Below are 19755 nucleotides of genomic sequence, written 5' to 3'. Positions count from 1 at the left end.
TGCATGAGGCGCAGCACATGACGGAAGAAAAATGGGGACAGCTCAGAACTCGGCTTTTGAAGACTGTTGGCCAAAATAACTTTACGACCTGGATCGAACCGTTGGAGTTCAATTCAGTTGACGATGGTGTGGCGGTGTTTCACGTGCCAACCAATTTTATGGGCAACTATGTTAGCCAGAACTTTGCCGATCTCATTCTGCATGAGTTCAGCATCTCTGGCGAATCGGTTCAACGCCTGGCCTTTCGGGTTGCTGCCAATTCACCTGCGCGACCGGTGCGCCAGGTCGAACAGCCCGCAGAGCCCTTTGCTGAGATGCAGGAAAGCTCTGGGCGGGACAATGGCGAGGCCCAATGGGGGCGGGAGACGACGCGCCCGGCAAATACCGGCGCACCTTTGTCTGCCAAAGCAGCTGCCGCTGCGCCGATGGATACGCTGCAGGCAGCACCGCTTGATCCGCGGTTTACCTTTGACAACTTTGTCGTTGGTAAGCCAAACGAGTTGGCCCATGCTGCGGCGCGCCGGGTTGCCGAAGGCGGCCCTGTGACCTTCAATCCGCTGGTCCTATATGGCGGTGTGGGTCTGGGTAAAACCCACCTGATGCATGCAATCGCCTGGGAAATCCGCGCCCAAAACCCTGATCTCAACGTGCTGTATCTGTCGGCTGAACAGTTCATGTACCGTTTTGTGCAGGCTCTGCGCGAACGCAAGATGATGGACTTTAAGCACCTGTTCCGTTCGGTTGATGTGCTGATGGTCGATGATGTGCAATTCATCGCTGGCAAGGATTCAACCCAGGAAGAATTCTTCCATACCTTCAACGCCCTGGTGGATCAGAACAAGCAGATCATTATCTCTGCTGATCGCGCTCCGGGTGAGATCAAGGATCTGGAAGACCGGGTTAAATCGCGTTTGCAATGTGGCCTGGTGGTGGATCTGCATCCAACAGATTACGAATTGCGTCTGGGCATTCTGCAGACCAAGGTGCAGTTGCAACAAAAGACCTACCCGGATCTGGAAATTGCCGATGGGGTGCTGGAGTTCCTGGCGCATCGGATCTCTACCAACGTACGCGTTCTCGAAGGCGCGCTGACCCGGCTGTTTGCCTTTGCCTCGCTGGTGGGGCGCGAGATCGACATGGATCTGACGCAGGATTGCCTGGCGGATGTTTTGCGCGCCTCTGAGCGCAAGATCACCGTTGAGGAAATCCAGCGCAAGGTCTCTGAGTATTACAACATCCGGATGTCGGACATCATCGGCCCCAAACGCCTGCGCTCTTACGCGCGGCCACGGCAGGTGGCGATGTATCTGTGCAAAAAGCTCACCAGCCGCAGCCTGCCAGAAATTGGCCGTCGCTTTGGGGGGCGGGACCATACAACCGTCATGCATGGGGTGCGCCGCATCGAGGAGTTGAAGTCGACCGACGGTCAGATCGCCGAAGATGTGGAAATGCTGCGCCGCGCGCTTGAATCCTGATCTGTCGACCTGATCGCATGATCCGCAGACGGCCCCGGATTTCCGGGGCCGTTTTTGTTGGGCTTGCTGTCAGGCCTGTTGCCCAGTGTCTTGTCCGGTGTCTTGCCCTGCATTTGGCGCCGTGTCTCGCCGCGCAATCGGGTTCAATCGCAACGATTCTGTGGGTTTCAGGCCGTTGTGGGATCTCACCTCTTGACGCTGCCGGGATTCCCTTAGAAAACTCAATAAAAGCCTTGTACATGAGGGGCAAACCGCTACTTTGCTTGTCCCGACCCTTGCTATTTCAGGGCCTGGTTCAGGGCCTGGGCGGAAGCCCGCAGGTACGGCGAAACAGCTTTGGCTAGACGGGCGCGACGAAGAGGAAAGCGACATGAAGATCAGCATCGAACGCGGCACACTGCTGAAGGCGGTTGCGCAGGCCCAGTCAGTGGTGGAGCGTCGCAATACCATTCCGATCCTGGCCAATGTTCTGATCGAGGCCGAAGGCGACGTGGCCCAGTTCCGCGCCACCGATCTTGATATCGAAGTTGTCGATAAGGCCCCGGCGCAGGTCGAGCGCGCAGGCGCCACCACCGTCGCTGCCACAACCCTGCATGAAATTGTGCGCAAGCTGCCGGATGGTGCCTTGGTGACGCTCACGGCGGATGCGGCAACCGGTCGTCTGACGGTAGAGGCCGGGCGCTCGAACTTCTCGCTGGCCACCCTGCCACGCGAAGATTTCCCGGTTATGGCGAGTTCCGAGTATCACTCGAACTTCACCGCCAATGCGGCCATGCTGCGCCGACTCTTTGATAAATCCAAATTTGCCATCTCAACCGAAGAGACCCGTTATTATCTCAATGGTGTCTATATGCATGTCTCGGATGCTACTGAGGGTGGGAAGGTGCTGCGCTGTGTGGCCACCGATGGTCACCGTCTGGCCCGCATCGACGCACCGCTGCCAATGGGGGCCGAGGACATGCCGGGGGTGATTGTGCCGCGCAAAACCGTCGGTGAGATGCGCAAGCTTCTGGATGATGACGAGATGGATATTGCGGTCTCTGTTTCAGAAACCAAAGTCCGTTTTGCCACACCCAATATCACCCTGACCTCCAAGGTCATTGATGGCACTTTTCCAGATTACACCCGGGTCATTCCGGTCGGCAATACCCGTCGGCTTGAGGTGGACGCCGATGAGTTTGCCCGCGCGGTGGACCGGGTTGCTACGGTTTCTTCCGAGCGATCGCGCGCGGTGAAGCTGCAGCTGGAAGAGGATCGCCTGATCCTGTCGGTCAATGCACCGGACAGCGGCGCCGCCGAGGAAGAACTGGCGGTGGCCTATGCGGATGAGCGGCTGGAGATTGGCTTTAATGCCAAATATCTGCTGGAGATCGCCAATCAGGTTGATCGCGAGAACGCCGTCTTTATGTTCAACTCCTCTGGGGATCCGACCTTGATGCGCGAAGGCAATGATGAAAGCGCTGTCTATGTCGTGATGCCGATGCGGGTTTGACGCCTTAGGATCTGGTGACCTGGGATATGCCAGGCCCAGATTGCTCCGGACTGGCATATATCGGCCTTTCGGCCCGGCCCCCCTCTCGGCGGCAAGGCCGCCTGCCGGGCAGCGGGACGGGAATATTTGGGGAAAGATAAAACCGGAAGTGTCCCCATGCTGGCTTTGACCTCTTTGACATTGTCCCACTTTCGCTCGCATTTGCGGGCGGAATTGCATTTGGATGGGCGCCCCGTTGCCATTCATGGCAATAACGGTGCTGGCAAGACCAATATCCTCGAGGCCGTGTCGCTGTTTTCTCCGGGGCGGGGTCTGCGGCGGGCCAGTGCCGCGGATATGGTGCGCCGTCCCGAGGGGCTTGGCTGGAAGCTGAAAGCGGTCTTGCAGGCACCGGATCAGGCCTATGAGATCGAGACCTGGTCGGACGAGGGCGCAGCACGCCAGGTGCGGATCGACAATAAGGCCTCGAACCAGATTGCCCTGGGGCAGATCTGCCGGGTGGTCTGGCTGGTGCCGGTGATGGATCGGCTTTGGGTTGAGGCCGCAGAGGGGCGTCGCCGGTTTCTCGACCGCATCGCGCTGAGTTTTGATCCCAGCCATGCCGAGGCCACGCTGATTTATGAAAAGGCCATGCGCGAGCGCAACAGGCTGTTGAAGGATCAGGTCCGCGATGCCGCCTGGTATCGGGTGGTGGAGGCCCAGATGGGCGCTGCTGGCCATCGGATTCACAGCGCGCGGCGCGCTGCGGTGCAACGGCTGGAGGCGGCGCAGGACACGGCTGAGACCGCCTTTCCCACGGCGCAGCTGGAGCTGGTGCAGTCTGAAGGCGAGATGCCGACAAGCGAAGCGGATCTGGTTCAGGCTCTGGCCGAGGGGCGGATGCGGGACATGGCGGTTGGCAGAACCCTGGTTGGGCCACACCGAAGCGATCTTATTGGCACCTATGCGCGCAAAGGCATCGCAGCCAAGGAATGTTCCACCGGAGAGCAAAAGGCACTGTTGGTCTCGCTGATTTTGGCCAATGCGCGCGCCCTGGCCGCCAGCGAGGGGGCGCCACCCATTTTGCTGCTGGATGAGGTTGCGGCGCATCTGGATGCTGATCGTCGCGCCGCATTATATGATGAAATCTGCGCTCTTGGGGCGCAGGCCTGGATGACGGGCACCGGGCCGGAGCTTTTTGCGGAACTGGGAAGCCGCGCCCAGATTTTCGAGATTGGCGACCTGGATGGGGTATCGCAGGTGGTCAGCGAATGAGCCTCTCTGTCTGGGATCTGCTGCTCTATGCGGCGGCTTTGTTTGTGCTGTTTCTGACGCCGGGGCCGGTGTGGCTGGCGCTGATGGCGCGGGCGGTCTCTGGTGGGTTTCAGGCGGCCTGGCCCCTGGCTGTGGGCGTGGCTGTGGGCGATCTGATCTGGCCGCTGGTTGCGATTGGCGGCATGTCCTGGCTGGCCTCCAGTCTGAGCGAGGTGATGTTGGTGCTGCGTTGGGGCGCCTGCCTGATGTTTGTCCTCATGGGGGTTCGGGTGATCCGCGCGGCCGGGCGAAAGATTGCCGAGAACCGGGCTTTGACCCGACCGGGCGCCTGGGCCGGATTTGTGGCGGGCGTTGCGGTGATCATGAGCAATCCCAAAGCGATCCTGTTCTATATGGGATTGTTGCCCGGTTTTTTTGACCTCGGGGCGCTTGGCTGGGTCGATGTTGTGGTGATCATCTGCCTGTCCTTTACGGTGCCGCTTTTGGGAAACCTGGTGATGGCGGCGCTGGTGCATTCCCTGCGCCAGGTGATTGCCTCGCCCGCGGCCCTGCGGCGGCTCAACCTGACCTCGGGGGCATTGCTGATCGGGGTGGGACTGCTGCTGCCCTTTACCTGATTTTGCCTGCGATTTTCTGCGATCTGACGGCGCGTCGGCGGCTTTGTTCTATTCCCTGTCCTGGGCCAAGAAAAAGCCCCGTCGTGGGTGACATTCGGGGCCAAGTTGCGTATAAAATCACAAAGTTAAAACAGGAAGTCGCGAATGTCTGATAACGAACAGAGCCCAGCCGAATATGGTGCCGATTCCATTAAGGTTCTCAAAGGGTTGGAGGCAGTTCGCAAACGTCCTGGCATGTATATCGGTGACACCGATGACGGCTCTGGTTTGCACCATATGGTCTATGAGGTGGTGGACAACGGAATTGATGAGGCCCTGGCCAATCATGCCGATCACGTTCGGGTCACAATTCATGCGGACAGTTCCGTTTCGGTTTATGACAACGGGCGTGGAATCCCGGTTGGCATTCACGAAGAAGAGGGCGTTTCAGCGGCTGAGGTCATCATGACTCAGCTGCACGCGGGCGGCAAATTTGACAGCAACTCCTATAAGGTTTCCGGCGGTCTGCACGGGGTGGGTGTTTCGGTTGTAAACGCCCTGTCCGACTGGCTGGAGCTGCGGATCTGGCGCGAAGGCAAAGAGCACGTCGCACGGTTCGAACATGGCGATACCGCCGAGCACCTGAGAGTGGTGCAGGACTGTGGCGACAAAACCGGGACCGAGGTCCGGTTTATGGCCTCGACGGATACCTTTTCGAACCTGGAATATTCCTTTGAGATTCTGGAGAAACGCCTGCGCGAGCTGGCCTTCCTGAACTCGGGCGTCAGGATCATCCTGATTGACGAACGCCCAGCGGAACGGCTGGAATCAGAGCTGATTTATGAAGGCGGCGTCAAAGAATTTGTCAAATATCTGGACCGGTCAAAAACCCCGGTGATGGATACCCCGGTCTATATCACCGGCGAAAAGGATGACATCGGTGTTGAGGTGGCGATGTGGTGGAACGACAGCTACCATGAATCGGTGCTGCCCTTTACCAATAACATTCCACAGCGCGACGGTGGCACCCATCTGGCGGGTTTCCGCGGCGCACTGACCCGGACGATCAACAACTATGCCCAGTCCAGCGGCATTGCCAAAAAAGAGAAGATCTCTTTCACCGGCGATGATGCCCGCGAAGGGCTGACCTGTGTTCTGTCCGTCAAGGTGCCGGATCCCAAATTCTCCAGCCAGACCAAAGACAAACTGGTCTCCTCTGAGGTGCGTCCGGTGGTGGAGAGCCTGGTGAATGAAAAGCTGGCGGAATGGTTTGAGGAAAATCCAAACCAGGCCAAGCAGATCGTTGGCAAGGTCGTCGAGGCGGCGCTGGCCCGCGAAGCCGCCCGCAAGGCGCGCGAGCTTACCCGGCGGAAAAACCCTATGGATCTCAACTTCCTGAGCTCCAAGTTGAAAGACTGCTCGGACAAAGATCCGGTCAACACCGAAATCTTCCTGGTGGAGGGTGATTCCGCTGGCGGCTCTGCCCAAACCGGGCGGGACCGGAAAACCCAGGCGATCCTGCCGCTGAAGGGTAAAATCCTGAATGTCGAGCGGGCGCGGTTTGACCGGATGCTGGGCAGCCAGGAAATTGGCAACATGGTCATGGCCCTGGGCACTGGCATTGGTCGGGATGAGTTCAACATCGCCAAGCTGCGCTACCACAAGATCGTCATCATGACCGATGCGGATGTTGATGGTGCCCATATCCGCACGCTGCTGTTGACCTTCTTCTATCGTCAGATGCCTGAACTGATCGAAGGTGGCTATCTCTACATCGCCCAGCCGCCGCTTTACAAAGTGGCGCGTGGCAAATCCGAGGTCTATCTGAAAGATCAGGCCGAAATGGAGGATTATCTGGTCAACCAGGGTGTCGAAGGGGCCACGCTGAAACTGGGCTCCGGCGAAGAGCTGGTTGGTCAGGATCTTATCCGCGTCGTTGATGAGGCGCGTCAGTTGAAACGGGTTCTGGACGCTTTCCCAACCCATTATCCGCGCCATATTCTGGAACAGGCAGCCGTGGCCGGCGCCTTTGTACCCGGTGCCGTTGATGCCGATTTGCAAGGCGTTGCCGACCGGGTTGCGACCCGGCTTGATCTGATTGCGCTGGAATATGAAAAGGGCTGGCAGGGCCGGATCACCCAGGATCATGGCATTCGCCTCGCCCGTATTCTGCGCGGTGTCGAAGAGGTCCGCACTCTGGACGGTCCCATGCTACGATCCGGTGAAGCTCGTAAAACTGGCAGCTTTACCAAAAGCTTGCAGGAGGTTTACGCGACTTCGGGCCAGTTGGTTCGACGGGACCGTGTCCAGGCAATCCATGGGCCGCTTGATCTGTTGAAGGCCATCATGGAAGAGGGCGAAAAAGGCCTGTCGCTGCAGCGCTACAAAGGTCTGGGCGAGATGAACCCCGATCAGCTGTGGGAAACCACCCTGGACCCGGATGCCCGCACCCTGTTGCAGGTCCGTGTCGACGATATGGTTGAGGCAGATGATCTGTTTACCAAACTGATGGGCGACGTGGTTGAGCCACGGCGGGAGTTCATTCAGAAAAACGCGCTGAGCGTCGAAAACCTGGATTTCTAGGGCCTGATCTCTAAACCCCACAGCACTGCGGAGCCCCCGCAGTGCTGTGGCTATGCTTGCTAAGAAGCCCGCTGGGCCGCAAGAATAAGGTCGCTGGCTTTTTCACCAATCATGATGGCCGGGGCATTGGTGTTGCCGCTGACGATCTCGGGCATGATCGAGCAATCGGCAACCCGCAGGCCAGATATGCCGTGAACCCGCAGCTGCGCATCAACTACCGCTTGACCGGACTGGCCCATCTTGCAGGTGCCTGTGGGGTGATAGATCGACGCGGTGTTGTTGCGGGCCCAGTGCAGGGTTGCTTCATAGTCCGCCATATCAAGGTCGGCATGGGGGCGGAACTCCTGCGAGATCTTGGATTTCAAAGGCGAGTGCCGGGCAATCCTGCGGGCGATATTCACGCCCGCAACCAGGGTTTGACAGTCTGTCCGGGTCGACAGATAGTTTGGAATGATCTTGGGATAGCTGCCGGGATCGCTGGAGTTCAGCCGAATTTCGCCACGGGATTCGGGGCGGAGCTGACAGACTGACATGGTAAAGGCCGAAAACCTGTCGGCGCCCTTGCCGGGATTCTCCGCTGACAGGGGCTGGACGTGGAACTGGATGTCGGGGGTTTCCAGCTCGGGGCGGGTTTTGAGAAAACCAGTGGCCAGACTGGCGGCCATGGTCATGGGGCCGGCGCGAAACATCAGGTACTTCAACCCTATCCTGGCCTGTCCCAGCACCGTGCTGACCTCGTCGTTCAGGGTGGGTTCGTTGCATTTATAGACCAGCCGCGCCTGCAGATGGTCCTGCATGTTTTTGCCGACGCCTGGCAGGTCGGCCACCACCTTGATGCCATGTTCGGACAGGTGCTCTGCCTCGCCAATGCCCGACAGCATCAGCAACTGTGGTGAGTTGATCGCCCCGCCTGAGAGGATAACTTCGCGGTTTGCCCTGATGAAATGGGTCGCGCCGGTGCGATCGCGATAGGCGACGCCGGTGCTGCGCATGCCCTCCAAAACAACACGTTGCACATGGGCATGGGTGATAATCTGCAGGTTTGGCCGCGATTTGACCGGGTTCAAAAAGGCCACCGCAGCCGAGCAACGCCGCCCATTGCGCGCGGTGAGCTGGAAAAAGCCAACGCCCTCTTGGTCGGCACCGTTGTAATCGGGGTTGAAGGGGTAACCAGCGGCCTGGGCTGCGGCCACCCAGGCATCGGTTATCGGGCGCTGAATGCGCATGTTCGACACGGAAAGAGCGCCCTGATCGCCGTGAAAGGCGTCGCTGCCGCGCTCGTTGTTTTCGGAGCGTTTGAACAGGGGCAATACATCGTCCCAGCCCCAGCCTTCGTTCCCCATCTGCCGCCAGCGGTCATAGTCCTGCGATTGGCCGCGCACATAGAGCAGCCCATTGAGCGAGGAAGAGCCTCCCAGCACCTTGCCGCGTGGCCATTCAATCGAGCGCCCATTCAGCCCCGGATCCGGTTCGGTCTTGTAACACCAGTCCACCTTTGGGTTGTGAATGGTTTTGAAATAGCCAACAGGGATGTGGATCCAGGGGTTGATATCACGCCCGCCGGCCTCAAGCAGGACGACCTTTGTCCTGGGGTCCGCACTGAGCCGATTGGCAATGACACAGCCCGCAGAACCGGCACCCACGATGATATAATCAGCCTCCAAAACACGCTCCTCCGGTTGCTCACGAAAAAAACTCTATGCAGATTGTATGATTTGGGCTAGCTTTTTTTGAGATAAAACGTCTCAATAATGATCATTTAGGGAGGAAGACTATGGGACTCAAGGAGAATCTTAACCATATCTCACGGCGAGAGCTGTTCCGGGTTGCAGGACGATATGGCATGAGCTCGACACTTTTGGCGGCGGGGGGCTTTGGAGGGGCCATGAGCCTGGCCAATCTGGCGTCAGCGGCGGAATCGACCTATGAAAGGCGGTTTTCCAAGCCGGCCAAGCACACGTTAAAGTTTGGGGCCTCTGGGTTTAATGCCCAGAACCTGCTGATTGAACGGGCTGGTGGTTTGGAGTTCGCCCGCGATCTGGAGAGCCGCACGGATGGGGAGATCCGTATCGAGTTCATTGGCAATAACCAGATCTGCGGCCAGACCTCCTGCGTGGAAAAAACCCAACAGGGCATCGTGGATATCTATGCCGCCTCAACTCAGAATTCCGCAGGGGGCGCGCCCTATCTCAATGTGCTCGACTACGCCTATATGTTTCCTGGCCGGGCCGCGCAGTATCATTTTCTCTATAGCCCCGAATCGCAGCGCATCCTGCGCGAACCGCTGGAAAAACGACACGGGCTGAAGTTCCTGTTCAGCCATTGTGAGCTGCGCGGCATTCAGCTGGGTCTGGGTTGGGAGGGCAAGCCAACCGTGACCAAGCTGGAGCAGCTTTTTGGCACCAAGAACCGCGTCACCGGCACCCAGCTGGGCCGCATTGCCATGCAGGCGCTGAACCTCAACCCGGTGCCTGTCGCCTGGGAAGAAACTCTGGACGGGTTGAAACAGGGGCTGATTGACGGCGCCGAAACCTGGGCCTCGGCTGTGGCCTACGCCAATATGGCGCCGGTGGTCAGCCAGTCGGTGGATCTGAAATTCTTCTGTGGCACCGAACATACCTCGATGAGCGCCGCTGTCTTTGACAGTCTTGAGGGCTATTTGCAGGATGCGGTGATGGAGAGCGCCTATTGGGCGCAGACCCATGTGCAGGCGGCAAACGAGGCGGCGCTGATCAAAACTGTGGGTCATTCCGATCCGCAGATGCCCGGCACGATCTTTGCCAAAAACAACGTGCGCAACGCCTTCCTGGCGGATGATCAGATCAAAATGGCCGAGGAAATGTGCTCGCCCGAGTTCCAACCGCAGCTTTGGGAGCAGTGGCGGGACCGTTTGAACAACTGGGCCGGTGGCATTGATACCTATCAGGAGATCTATGACATCGCGCGCCAGGTGCCCAAGGATATGAAGCCGGAGAATGTCGAACCGCGCCGCTGGTGGAAAACCTAAGATCCAGAACCATGAACGCGGATCGGCGTGCAGCCGCGCGCCGATTTCACTTGTCCAGACACACCGGCGTAACCGGGTGGGTCACGGGGCGGACAACAGGGAGGAAAAGATGGCACTCTGGTCTGAGATCAGCGATATATTTCGTGCATTTGCATCACAAGACAGCTGGGAAATCCGCAATGCGCTGAAAACCGAAGGCGCCTGGGTCTTTGGCACAATCGCCACTGCGCTAAGCGGTTTGATCATGCTGTGGATCTACAAGCTGCTGCCCTGGCTGGACCGGCATCTTGAGCGCACGGTGATGGTTTACAGCTATCTGGCGATTGCCCTTATCATCTTCTGGGGCGTCATTGATCGCTTCATTTTCTCCAATCAGCAGCCCTGGTCGACCACGATCCCGCCGCTGTTGTTCATGATCATGGCCTGGTTTGGTGCCGCCTTTAACGTGCGACTGCGCACCCATCTCAGCTTTGCCGAGTTCCGCACCATGATGCCGCGGGCCGGGCAGCTGGCCTGCCTGATGCTGGATGCGGTTTTGTGGTTTGTCTTTGCGGTGATTGTGCTGGTTACCACCTCGCGGATAACGGCGCTTTCGGCGTCGAATTTTCAGATTGTGCTGGGCACTGACAATGTCATGCAGTGGTGGTTCCTGATCACTGCCCCCTTGTCCTTTGTGCTGATGGTGGCGCGGGTGTTTGAAAACCTGATCGAGGATATCGCCAACTGGCGCTCTGGCGCGCCGCTGATCAAACAGGCAGTGATCGGAGGGGATATCTGATGACGGATGGATCCTGGGTCACGCTGATCTCGCTGGGGGTCACATTTTTGTTCATGCTGGGCGTGCCGGTGCTGCTGGTCATTGCCTATTGGGTGATTGGCTGCTCCTTTGTGCTGGGGCTGACGCTCGACAATATGGGGGCAGAGCTGCTGAACGTCTTTAACAAGGGCTTTGCCCTTCTGGCGATGCCACTGTTTATCCTCACCGGGGATTTGATCAACCAGTCGGGGATAGCCCGGCGATTATCGGATTTTGCCTATGCCTGCCTGGGCTGGCTGCGCGGTGGTCTGGCCATGGCAGCACTGGGCGCCTGTGGGTTGTTTGCCGCCATATCCGGCTCTAACTCGGCGACCACAGCCACCATCGGGTCGATGTTGCATCCGGAAATGGTCAAAGGCGGCTATGATGAGCGCTTTTCGGCGGCCACGGCGGCAGCCGGGGGAACGGTGGGGATTATCATCCCGCCCTCGATCATCTTTATTGTCTATGGCTTTCTGCTGAACCTGCCGATATCAGAGCTGTTCGTGGCAGGCATCCTGCCCGGAGCCTTGATGGTCATCGGCATGCAACTGGCCTGCTGGATCATTTGCCGGATCAACGGCTGGGGCCATCTGATCCCGCTGCAATTGACCCGGGTGCTGAAAACCGCCTTTGGCGCCTGGCTGGGGTTCTTTGCCATCGGCCTGGTGCTCTGGGGTATCTATACAGGCAAGTTCTCCCCAACCGAGGCGGCTGGCGTCACTGTGGGCTTTTGCGTGATTGCCGGGCTGGTGAGCTATCCGCTCAACCGCCTGATGGGATCGCGCAGGGACCGGCCAATAGCAGAGAAATCCTACGCCGAGATGCTGGTGGTCGAAGGTTTCACCCTGTCACAGATTCCCTCGGTGGTGGTGCGTTCGGCCCAGATCACCGGCATTCTGGCGCCCTTGATTGCGATATCGGTGGTGATGCAGCAGATCCTGTCGCTGCTGGGGGCGCAGCAGACCATTGGCGATTTTGTCACCTCCATGGGGGGCTATCATGCGGTGCTCTTTACCTCGATGGTGATTGTGTTTTGCTCTGGCATGGTGCTGGAAAGCCTGCCAGTGACGATCATCCTTGCCCCGATCCTGGCGCCGATTGCCGCCTCGGTTGGGATTGATCCAATCCATTTCTCGGTGATCTTCCTGGTGGGGGCCTCGATTGGCTTTATTACGCCGCCCTATGGGCTCAACCTCTATGTTGCCTCGGGTGTGACGGGCGTTCCCTACTTTCGCCTGCTGCGCTATACCCTACCCTACCTAGCGGCTTTGATCGGCGTTTGGATACTGGTTGCCCTGGTGCCCGACCTCGCGCTGATCCTGCTGCCCAACAGATAGATGTGACGCCATGCCCGACCAGACGCCCGCCGCCAAAGAGACGCAGATCCCAACCAATTTGAGATTGTTGCTGATCGTGGAGGAGGTCGCCCGGCGTGGCGTCGCGGTCAAACCGGCCCAGCTGGTGGAGGCCTTGGGCCTGCCCAAACCCACCCTGCACCGGCTGTTGCAAACCGCCGAGGAAGAAGGTTTTTTGCAACGAGATCTGGATGGGCGGTCCTATGGTCCCGGCCCGCGGCTACGGGCGCTGGCGGTGAATACTATCTCTTCCGAACATCTGCGTACGGCGCGGCTGACCATTCTCAAGGCCGTGGCCGAAGAAATTGGTGAGACCTGCAATCTGGCAACCCCGGATCGCGAGGGCATGACCTATCTGGACCGGGTTGAGACAAAATGGCCGCTGCGCATTCAGTTGCCGATTGGCACCCAGGTGCCGTTTCATTGCACCGCCAGTGGCAAGATGTACCTGTCGACACTGCGCCCGGCGACGCTGAACAGCGTTCTATCGGCGCGGGCGCTGGAGCCGCAGACCGAGCAGACAATCACCTCGCCGGAGGCGCTGCGCGCTGAGCTGCAAAAAACCCGCGCGCGCGGCTATGCAACGGATGATGAGGAATTCATGACCGGCATGGCGGCGATTGCGGTGCCGATTCTGGATCCACAGGGGCGGCTGATGGCAACCCTGTCGGTGCACGCGCCGGTCCAGCGCCGCGCGCTGGGGCAGATCCTCGAGTTTCTGGAGCCCCTGCAACAGGCCGCTGCCCGGCTGACCCGGCTCAACAGCGAGCAGGCGGAGCGCCCCTAACGGGCCTGGATTTGGCTGGGCTGCCATTCATCACCATTGGTGATGGGAGTGTAACAGAAACCATGCTTCTCCTTTTTGTGTGAGCGCCATAAAGATGCGTCAGAGGAGCTTTGAGATGACCCAGGAACCGCGCGAGAATATTGATACCCCTCAGGGGTTGGCCTTTGCCATTTCGGCCTATGTTTTGTGGGGGTTCCTGCCGTTATACATGAAACTGGTGTCCCATATTCCAGCGGCTGAGGTGGTGGCGCATCGGGTGCTCTGGTCGGTGCCGGTGGCGGGGTTGCTGCTGGTGCTCTTGGGACGGACCAGGGATCTGCGCGCCGCGCTCAAAAGCCCGCGCACGCTGGGCATGGCCTGTGTTACGGCGGCGCTGATCTCGGTGAACTGGGGGATCTACGTCTGGTCGATTGCCTCGGGTCATGCGCTGGATGCCGCACTTGGCTATTACATCAACCCATTGTTCAGCATCGCCCTGGGGTCCTTGCTGCTGCGCGAGCGACTGACGCCGACGCAACTGGTTGCCATTGCCCTGGCCGCTGCCGCTGTGGTGGTGCTGACGGTCGAGGCCGGGCGGCTGCCCTGGGTGGCAATTGCGCTGACGCTGAGCTGGGGTTTTTATGCCTTCTTCAAGAAACAGCTGCCGGTTGGCCCCAATCAGGGCTTTATGCTGGAAGTGCTGATCCTGACACCTCCGGCGCTGGGCTATCTCGCCTATGCCTCTGCAACTGGCGGAACCCATTTCCACGGCGCTGATATCTGGCTGTTGATGGGCTGCGGGCTGGTGACGGCGGTGCCGCTGATTGTCTATGCCAATGGGGCCAAACTGCTGCGGCTCTCGACCATTGGCATCTTGCAATATATCGCGCCGACGATGATTTTTCTGATCGCGGTTTTTGTCTTTGGTGAGGAGTTCGGCCGCGCCCGGATGATTGCCTTCCCGATGATCTGGATGGCTTTGGTGATCTATTCGATCCCCCTGATCCGACAGCTGCGTGGCCAGCCAAAACCCGCCGTTTAGGTCGGGGTCTTGGGCTGCCACGCCGCCGCTGCAGCGGGCGCAGCGCAGCCTTGTCAGCTGAAGGGGTTGGTCAGCTCAGGGCTTTGCGGAACTCCAAAAAGCGGGCATCTGTCTTGACCCGGGCATTGATGGCATCGCGCAGGGCGCCAATGGTTTTATGGGGGCGCATAACCACTTCGAAGGTCTGGATCAGCCCTGCGTCATTCAGGGTGATCAGATCAACGCCAACGGTGTCGAGATCGCCCACCTTGCATTGGAACTCCAGCGCCCAGTCCTTGCCCTCGCCCATGATGCGGCGATAGCGGAACTCGGAGAAGACTTTGCCCACATGGCCCAGCACGGCGGCAACGGGCGCACGTCCTGTCCAGGTTTTCCAATAGGTTGGCGGCAGGAAGGTCACGTCTTCGGCCAGCAGATCGGCGATGAGGCTCTCGTCGCCTTTGGCGACAACGTCCTGCATGCGGGTGATGGTTGGATGCATGGTCTCTCTCCCTTGAGTATTGACATGTGTTTGGCCAGTGTTTGGCCAGTTTTTGGCATGTCACTGCTGGGCTGAACTCTGCGGTTCCTCTCCAATCAGGGCAAGCGCGACGTCACGGGAACTTGCCGTGGCGGGCAAGGCACAGTAGGCAGGCGCCTATGGCTGTTTCAAGTGACTATACCCCGCCGCAGGATCCGCTGGAGATCCTGCATCATGACGCCCAGATCCTGGTGGTGAACAAACCGGCCGGGTTGCTAAGTGTTCCTGGGCGCGGTGACCATCTGGCCGACTGCCTGCTCAGTCGCCTACAGCTGGCCTTTCCCGAGGCCTTGCTGGTGCATCGGCTGGACCGGGATACCTCGGGCATTTTGGTCTTTGGGGTGACGCCCCATGCGCAGCGGCATCTGTCGATGCAGTTTGAAAAACGCACCACCCGCAAAGCCTATGTTGCGCGTCTCACCGGCCATCTGGCGCCACGCGCCGGCGAGGTTGATCTGCCGCTTATCGTGGACTGGCCCAACCGCCCCCGGCAGATGGTCTGCCACGACAGTGGCAAGCCCGCTGTCACCGATTACCGGGTGGTGAAATACGGTGAGGATGAGACCCGTGTGCGACTGACGCCAAAGACCGGCCGCACCCATCAGCTGCGGGTGCATATGATGGCATTGGGCCATGCGATCCTGGGCGATCCGCTGTATGCCACTGGTGCCGCGCGCGCGTTTCCCCGGATGATGCTGCACTCAGAAGAATTGCGGATCAAGCACCCTGACAGCGGCGAATCGATGAAGTTCCGCGCCAAGGCGCCTTTCTGACAGCCGCCGCCGTATCCCAGCCGGGCCCTCCTTGGCCTATGCAGTGATTTTCAGCCAGTCGTCGGGGAGAATATCGGGGTTGCTGAGCTTGGGGGTTCCAAACCAATTGGTCGGCCCTGCCACATGTTTTTGCGCATTTTGGTTGAGCCAGGCCGCCCACCAGGAAAACGAGCTATTGCCGATAATGTTGTGAGTGCACAGGCTCATCAGGCGCATGTCTTCAAAATCGGTTTCCGGCCCGTTGAAATCCACAACCACCTTGCGGCAGGGCAGCGGCAGATTGGCCTTGGCCCAATCGGGATCATCCGAGAAGACATAGACGGTTGGTGCCGCATCGGGCAGCCCATCGAGAATGCGGGCCAGGGCGGCCTCGTAATAGGCCTGATCACACAGCACATGGGCCGCAAGTGCAACATAATCTCCGCGCCGCACATGTAGGGAAATGGCTGTCCCCGTTGCAATCTGCTCGGCCATCTCAGCATTCTGACTGTTGCTGAAGGCGGGGAAGGTGAATTCCGACCGGATCAGATCAGCGATGCGGTGAAAATATTTCTCGCTTTGCCAATAGCCGTGCAGGTAGCTGTCATCTCCCCAGGTTTCAAAGGCTGGATTGTAGCCAAGGCCGCGCTCGCGGCGAAACCGTGGTGCCAGCCCAAGCCCACGCCAGAGCCCATAACGCAGCGGCGCCTGCTGTTTGAGCGGCGGCAGCTTGTCGGCAGGGGAGAGATCAAGATCAAAGACCCGGGTGAGCACCCCCTCGCCGCGCAGCTCGGCCCCGCGGCTGTCCAGCGCGACGGTGGTGTGCAGCCGATGCGCCAGCGCGCGGGCGGCTGCATATTGAAACATCTGGTTGCCGAGACGACCGTGCAGACGGGCAGTGATCATGGCGGGTTCCTCATCAGATGGCAGGCAATAGGGGATGCCTGTTCTCCATAGAGTGCTTTTGATCCCGTGACCAGTTTGCGCGCGCACCCTGATGTTTCGCGCGCGAAACACTATCCGCGCGCGGGGGCGGTGCGCTGTTGCCAGCGGCTATAGGGGCCCTGGCCAAAGTCCGGGTCTGGCGGTTCTGGCAGCTTGGCGATGAACTCGATCGAGTGGCCGTCGGGATCAGTGCAATAGACCGAGAGGGCGGGCATCCAGCCAATAACGATGGGTTCGCTGATCTTTTCTCCGATCAGGTTGAGGGGCTGAATGCCCCGCTGACTGAGCTGGTCACAGAGCCGGTGGATATCTGCGGCAGCCATGCGAAAGGCAATATGCAGGCGCATGGCCAAGGGCGCACTGCCCATCTCCCAGAGGCCCAGCATGGCGGTTTCCGGACTGCCCACCCAATAAAAGCTGACCCGGCGTTCAGCCAGCTCATGGGCCAGCGGCAGGCCGAGCATGTCGTGATAAAAAGCACGGGAGCGGGTCAGATCGGCGACCGGAAGATGGGTCTCATAAAGCCCGGTAATCTGGGCAGTGATCTGGGGGGTGATCTGATTGGGATGTTTTTTGGGGGCAGGGTTTTGCCGGGGAGTTGATGTCATGAGAGTGTCCTTGATTGCGAAATATCTGCACCCTGCTTTCTCAACCCGGCTTTAGGTCAAGGCTTGCTGTGCAGGGTCCTTGTAAAAATCTGCAGGACTTGACGGATCGGGGGAAACTGCCGTAGGCGAGGCGCAAGGTTTGGGTCTCCTGCCTGCCGCAGCCCGTTTGAGGGCCATGGTGAAACCCTGAGACGATCAAGACGACATCTATCGCTCAAACCATGGTGCGCTGGATGGCAATGCGGTGCCCATCGTAATTTGCGTGCCCTTTTGGGACGAGAAACAGATGACTGATTTTTCTAATCTACCGTCAACGGATGTGTTGAAACTGCAGGCAAAACGCCTGCGACAGCAATTGCACAGCAGTGGTGTTGTGGTTGGCCATTCCAAATCCTTGGAACTGGTGGCGCAGCAATATGGAGCCCGCGACTGGAACACCCTGCAGGCGCGGGCGGGAAACCGGTTGCAGCTGCGGGTTGGGGACCGGGTGCGTGGACGCTATCTGGGACAGGCCTTTAGGGGTGAGATTCGCGGGCTGTCCCTGATGGGAGATGGTGAGCACCGCCAGATCACGCTGCATTTTGACAGCCCCGTCGATGTGGTGCAGTTCGAGAGCTTTTCGAGCCTGCGCCAACGGGTCAAAGGGGTGATCGGCTGGGATGGCTGCTCTGTGCAGAAAACCTCGGATGGGGTGCCGCAGCTGATTGTCGAAGGGCCAGCCCCAGAAAAACACCCATGAGGATGCGCCGCTCTCCTGCTTTGTGATCAAATCTGAGCAAAACAGGGAGCAGGGATATGAGAGCGGCCTCATTGCAGGGGGGGGCTCCCGCGCGTCGGCAGTGTTTCTGGCGAAACCCTTCCTCCCCTTGGGCCCGGCGCCGCGCTAAAGCGCGGCGCCGGGCCCAAGATCCGTCCCTGTTCTGGCAGCGCCAGAACGGGGGCGGGACGCGGGAGCGCTCGCTTTACGTAAATTGGTTCTGGGATTTGCGAAGCTTGGGCCTGGAGATCGGGCCTGGAGCTTGGCGCCAGAGGCAACAGAGGGGACAAAAAGAAAGGCCGCCCGGAGGGCGACCTTCTAAAATGTCCGTCTCTGACGAGACGGTCTTTATTCTGGTGTCCAGCCGCCGACGGCTTTTACCTCAAGGAAATCTTCGATCCCCCAGCTGCCGCCTTCCCGACCATTGCCCGACTGTTTCATGCCGCCAAAGGGCGCACCAGCACTGCGGGATTTGCCGTTGATTTCAACCATGCCAGAGCGCAGCACACGGGCCATACGGTTGGCGCGGGCGCTGTCTTGGGTCTGCACGTAGTTGGTCAAACCGTAGGGCGTGTCATTGGCGATCTCGATGGCTTCCTCTTCGGTGTCAAAGGGGATCATGGTCAGAACCGGGCCAAAGATCTCTTCGCGGGCCACCACCATCTGGTTGTTGGCATCGGCAAAGACCGTGGGTTTGACGTAGAAGCCTTTGTTCAACCCGTCGGGGCGTCCGGTGCCACCGGCGACCAGCTTGGCGCCTTCATCGATGCCTTTTTGGATTAGATCCTGGATCTTGTTCCACTGCAGCTCATTCACCACCGGGCCGATATGGCGGCCACCTTCGGAGGCGGGACCAACGGTGATCTTGGAGGCAACCTCGGCTGCGGTGGCAACCGCCTGATCGTAGATACCTTTCTGAACCAACATCCGGCTGGGAGCGTTACAGCTTTGGCCAGTGTTGTTCATCATATGCAGCACACCACGCTTCACCGCCTTGTCATCGGCATCGTCAAAGATCACGTTGGCGCCTTTGCCGCCGAGCTCCAGATGCACCTTCTTCAAGGTTTCCGCTGCCGATTTGGAGATCGCGGTACCGGCGCGGGTCGAGCCGGTGAAGGAGACCATATCCACATCAGGATGCGCGGTCAGCTGAGAGCCGACGCCAACGCCGTCGCCGTTGACCAGGTTGAACACGCCCTTGGGGAAGCCGGCCTCATCCATCATCTCGGCAAAGAGCATCGCGTTGAGCGGGCTTTGCTCGGAGGGTTTCAGCACCATGGTACAGCCAGCAACCGCAGCAGCGCCGACTTTCAGCGTCACCTGGTTCATGGGCCAGTTCCAAGGGGTGATCAGCGCCGCAACGCCAACGGCTTCGTGAATGATGCGGTCGTTGGGGGCGTGGTCGCCCAGTGGCGCGTCAAAGGCATAGGCCTTGGCGGCGTCAATGAAGTTCTGCAGATGATAGCTGCCGGCGCCAACCTGCTGGCTGCGCGACATATCGATGGGGGCGCCCATCTCAACCGAGATGGCCTGCGCCATCTCTTCGCTGCGCTTGCCGTAGATCTCGATCAGTTTTTCGACCAGCGCGATACGCTCGGCCACCGGGGTGGCCATCCAGCCTGGCAGGGCGGCCTTGGCGGCGGCAACAGCTGCGTCAGTATCCGCCTGCCCCCCCAGCGAGATCACCGCACAGGGCTCTTCGGTTGAGGGGTCGATTACCTCAAAATCATTTGCCTGCGCGGGGGCAACCCACGCACCGTTGATATAAAAGTCGCGTTTCTCAATCATGTCCACTCTCCCAGTC

Annotated in this window: 17 protein-coding genes; 12 read left to right on the top strand and 5 right to left on the bottom strand. The window is 59.3% G+C overall.

Features of this window, described 5'->3' with window-relative positions; translation table 11 throughout:
- Positions 1-17 precede the first annotated feature (17 nt).
- The 5 genes from dnaA to gyrB all read left to right on the top strand — a co-directional run bounded on the left by dnaA (position 18) and on the right by gyrB (position 7400).
- Positions 18-1475: a chromosomal replication initiator protein DnaA gene (gene dnaA, locus ARCT_RS0121910; RefSeq protein WP_027241987.1), complete on the top strand. Its 1458-nt coding sequence runs from the start codon at positions 18-20 to the stop codon at positions 1473-1475.
- Positions 1476-1845: 370 nt separating this feature from the next.
- Positions 1846-2967, top strand: coding sequence for a DNA polymerase III subunit beta (gene dnaN, locus ARCT_RS0121905; RefSeq protein ID WP_027241986.1), 1122 nt, complete (start codon positions 1846-1848; stop codon positions 2965-2967).
- Positions 2968-3123: 156 nt separating this feature from the next.
- Positions 3124-4221, top strand: a complete 1098-nt coding sequence (recF, locus tag ARCT_RS0121900) for a DNA replication/repair protein RecF (RefSeq protein ID WP_027241985.1) — start codon at positions 3124-3126, stop codon at positions 4219-4221.
- Positions 4218-4838 (top strand): LysE family translocator, encoded by a 621-nt coding sequence (locus ARCT_RS0121895; protein ID WP_027241984.1) that lies wholly within the window; start codon positions 4218-4220, stop codon positions 4836-4838. The genes recF and ARCT_RS0121895 overlap by 4 nt, the downstream gene beginning before the upstream one ends.
- A 144-nt stretch (positions 4839-4982) precedes the next feature.
- The gene (gyrB, locus tag ARCT_RS0121890; RefSeq protein ID WP_027241983.1) at positions 4983-7400 is read left to right on the top strand and encodes a DNA topoisomerase (ATP-hydrolyzing) subunit B; all 2418 of its coding nucleotides are present in this window, start codon (positions 4983-4985) and stop codon (positions 7398-7400) included.
- Positions 7401-7459: 59 nt separating this feature from the next.
- On the opposite strand, the gene ARCT_RS0121885 is transcribed toward gyrB, so the two are convergent.
- The gene (locus ARCT_RS0121885) at positions 7460-9064 is read right to left on the bottom strand and encodes a GMC family oxidoreductase (RefSeq protein WP_027241982.1); all 1605 of its coding nucleotides are present in this window, start codon (positions 9062-9064) and stop codon (positions 7460-7462) included.
- Between the two features lie 110 nt (positions 9065-9174).
- Between ARCT_RS0121885 and ARCT_RS0121880 the strand changes: the two genes are divergently transcribed.
- From ARCT_RS0121880 to rarD, 5 genes are all read left to right on the top strand, one after another.
- Entirely contained in the window at positions 9175-10407 is a 1233-nt protein-coding gene (locus ARCT_RS0121880) for a TRAP transporter substrate-binding protein (protein ID WP_027241981.1), read from the top strand.
- Positions 10408-10516: 109 nt separating this feature from the next.
- A complete protein-coding gene (locus ARCT_RS0121875) occupies positions 10517-11185 on the top strand; it encodes a TRAP transporter small permease (RefSeq protein WP_027241980.1) in 669 nt (222 codons plus the stop codon).
- The gene (locus ARCT_RS0121870) at positions 11185-12543 is read left to right on the top strand and encodes a TRAP transporter large permease (protein ID WP_027241979.1); all 1359 of its coding nucleotides are present in this window, start codon (positions 11185-11187) and stop codon (positions 12541-12543) included. Before ARCT_RS0121875 ends, ARCT_RS0121870 begins: the two co-directional genes overlap by 1 nt.
- A 10-nt stretch (positions 12544-12553) precedes the next feature.
- The gene (locus tag ARCT_RS0121865; protein ID WP_027241978.1) at positions 12554-13348 is read left to right on the top strand and encodes an IclR family transcriptional regulator; all 795 of its coding nucleotides are present in this window, start codon (positions 12554-12556) and stop codon (positions 13346-13348) included.
- 115 nt (positions 13349-13463) lie between these two features.
- Positions 13464-14369 (top strand): EamA family transporter RarD, encoded by a 906-nt coding sequence (rarD, locus tag ARCT_RS0121860; protein WP_027241977.1) that lies wholly within the window; start codon positions 13464-13466, stop codon positions 14367-14369.
- A 70-nt stretch (positions 14370-14439) separates the two neighbouring features.
- On the opposite strand, the gene ARCT_RS0121855 is transcribed toward rarD, so the two are convergent.
- Positions 14440-14850: a nuclear transport factor 2 family protein gene (locus ARCT_RS0121855; protein WP_027241976.1), complete on the bottom strand. Its 411-nt coding sequence runs from the start codon at positions 14848-14850 to the stop codon at positions 14440-14442.
- 158 nt (positions 14851-15008) lie between these two features.
- On the opposite strand from ARCT_RS0121855, the gene ARCT_RS0121850 reads away from it, so the two are divergent.
- Positions 15009-15662 (top strand): RluA family pseudouridine synthase, encoded by a 654-nt coding sequence (locus ARCT_RS0121850; protein ID WP_027241975.1) that lies wholly within the window; start codon positions 15009-15011, stop codon positions 15660-15662.
- A 36-nt stretch (positions 15663-15698) separates the two neighbouring features.
- Here the strand turns inward: ARCT_RS0121850 and ARCT_RS0121845 are convergent, their stop codons facing one another.
- Entirely contained in the window at positions 15699-16547 is an 849-nt protein-coding gene (locus tag ARCT_RS0121845; RefSeq protein ID WP_027241974.1) for an alpha-1,2-fucosyltransferase, read from the bottom strand.
- Positions 16548-16657: 110 nt separating this feature from the next.
- Positions 16658-17194 carry a VOC family protein gene (locus tag ARCT_RS0121840; protein ID WP_154665421.1) on the bottom strand — a complete coding sequence of 179 codons (537 nt, stop codon included), beginning with the start codon at positions 17192-17194 and terminating at the stop codon, positions 16658-16660.
- A 286-nt stretch (positions 17195-17480) separates the two neighbouring features.
- Here ARCT_RS0121840 and ARCT_RS0121835 point away from each other — a divergent pair, with 286 nt between their 5' ends.
- The gene (locus ARCT_RS0121835; protein ID WP_027241972.1) at positions 17481-17933 is read left to right on the top strand and encodes a glyoxalase superfamily protein; all 453 of its coding nucleotides are present in this window, start codon (positions 17481-17483) and stop codon (positions 17931-17933) included.
- A 366-nt stretch (positions 17934-18299) separates the two neighbouring features.
- On the opposite strand, the gene ARCT_RS0121830 is transcribed toward ARCT_RS0121835, so the two are convergent.
- A complete protein-coding gene (locus ARCT_RS0121830; protein WP_027241971.1) occupies positions 18300-19739 on the bottom strand; it encodes an aldehyde dehydrogenase family protein in 1440 nt (479 codons plus the stop codon).
- Positions 19740-19755: the final 16 nt, after the last annotated feature.

The organism is Pseudophaeobacter arcticus DSM 23566 (assembly GCF_000473205.1).
GTDB classification, from domain to species: Bacteria; Pseudomonadota; Alphaproteobacteria; order Rhodobacterales; family Rhodobacteraceae; genus Pseudophaeobacter; species Pseudophaeobacter arcticus.
Note: the sequence above shows the minus strand (reverse complement) of the source record. Positions and strands in the feature narration are given on the sequence as shown.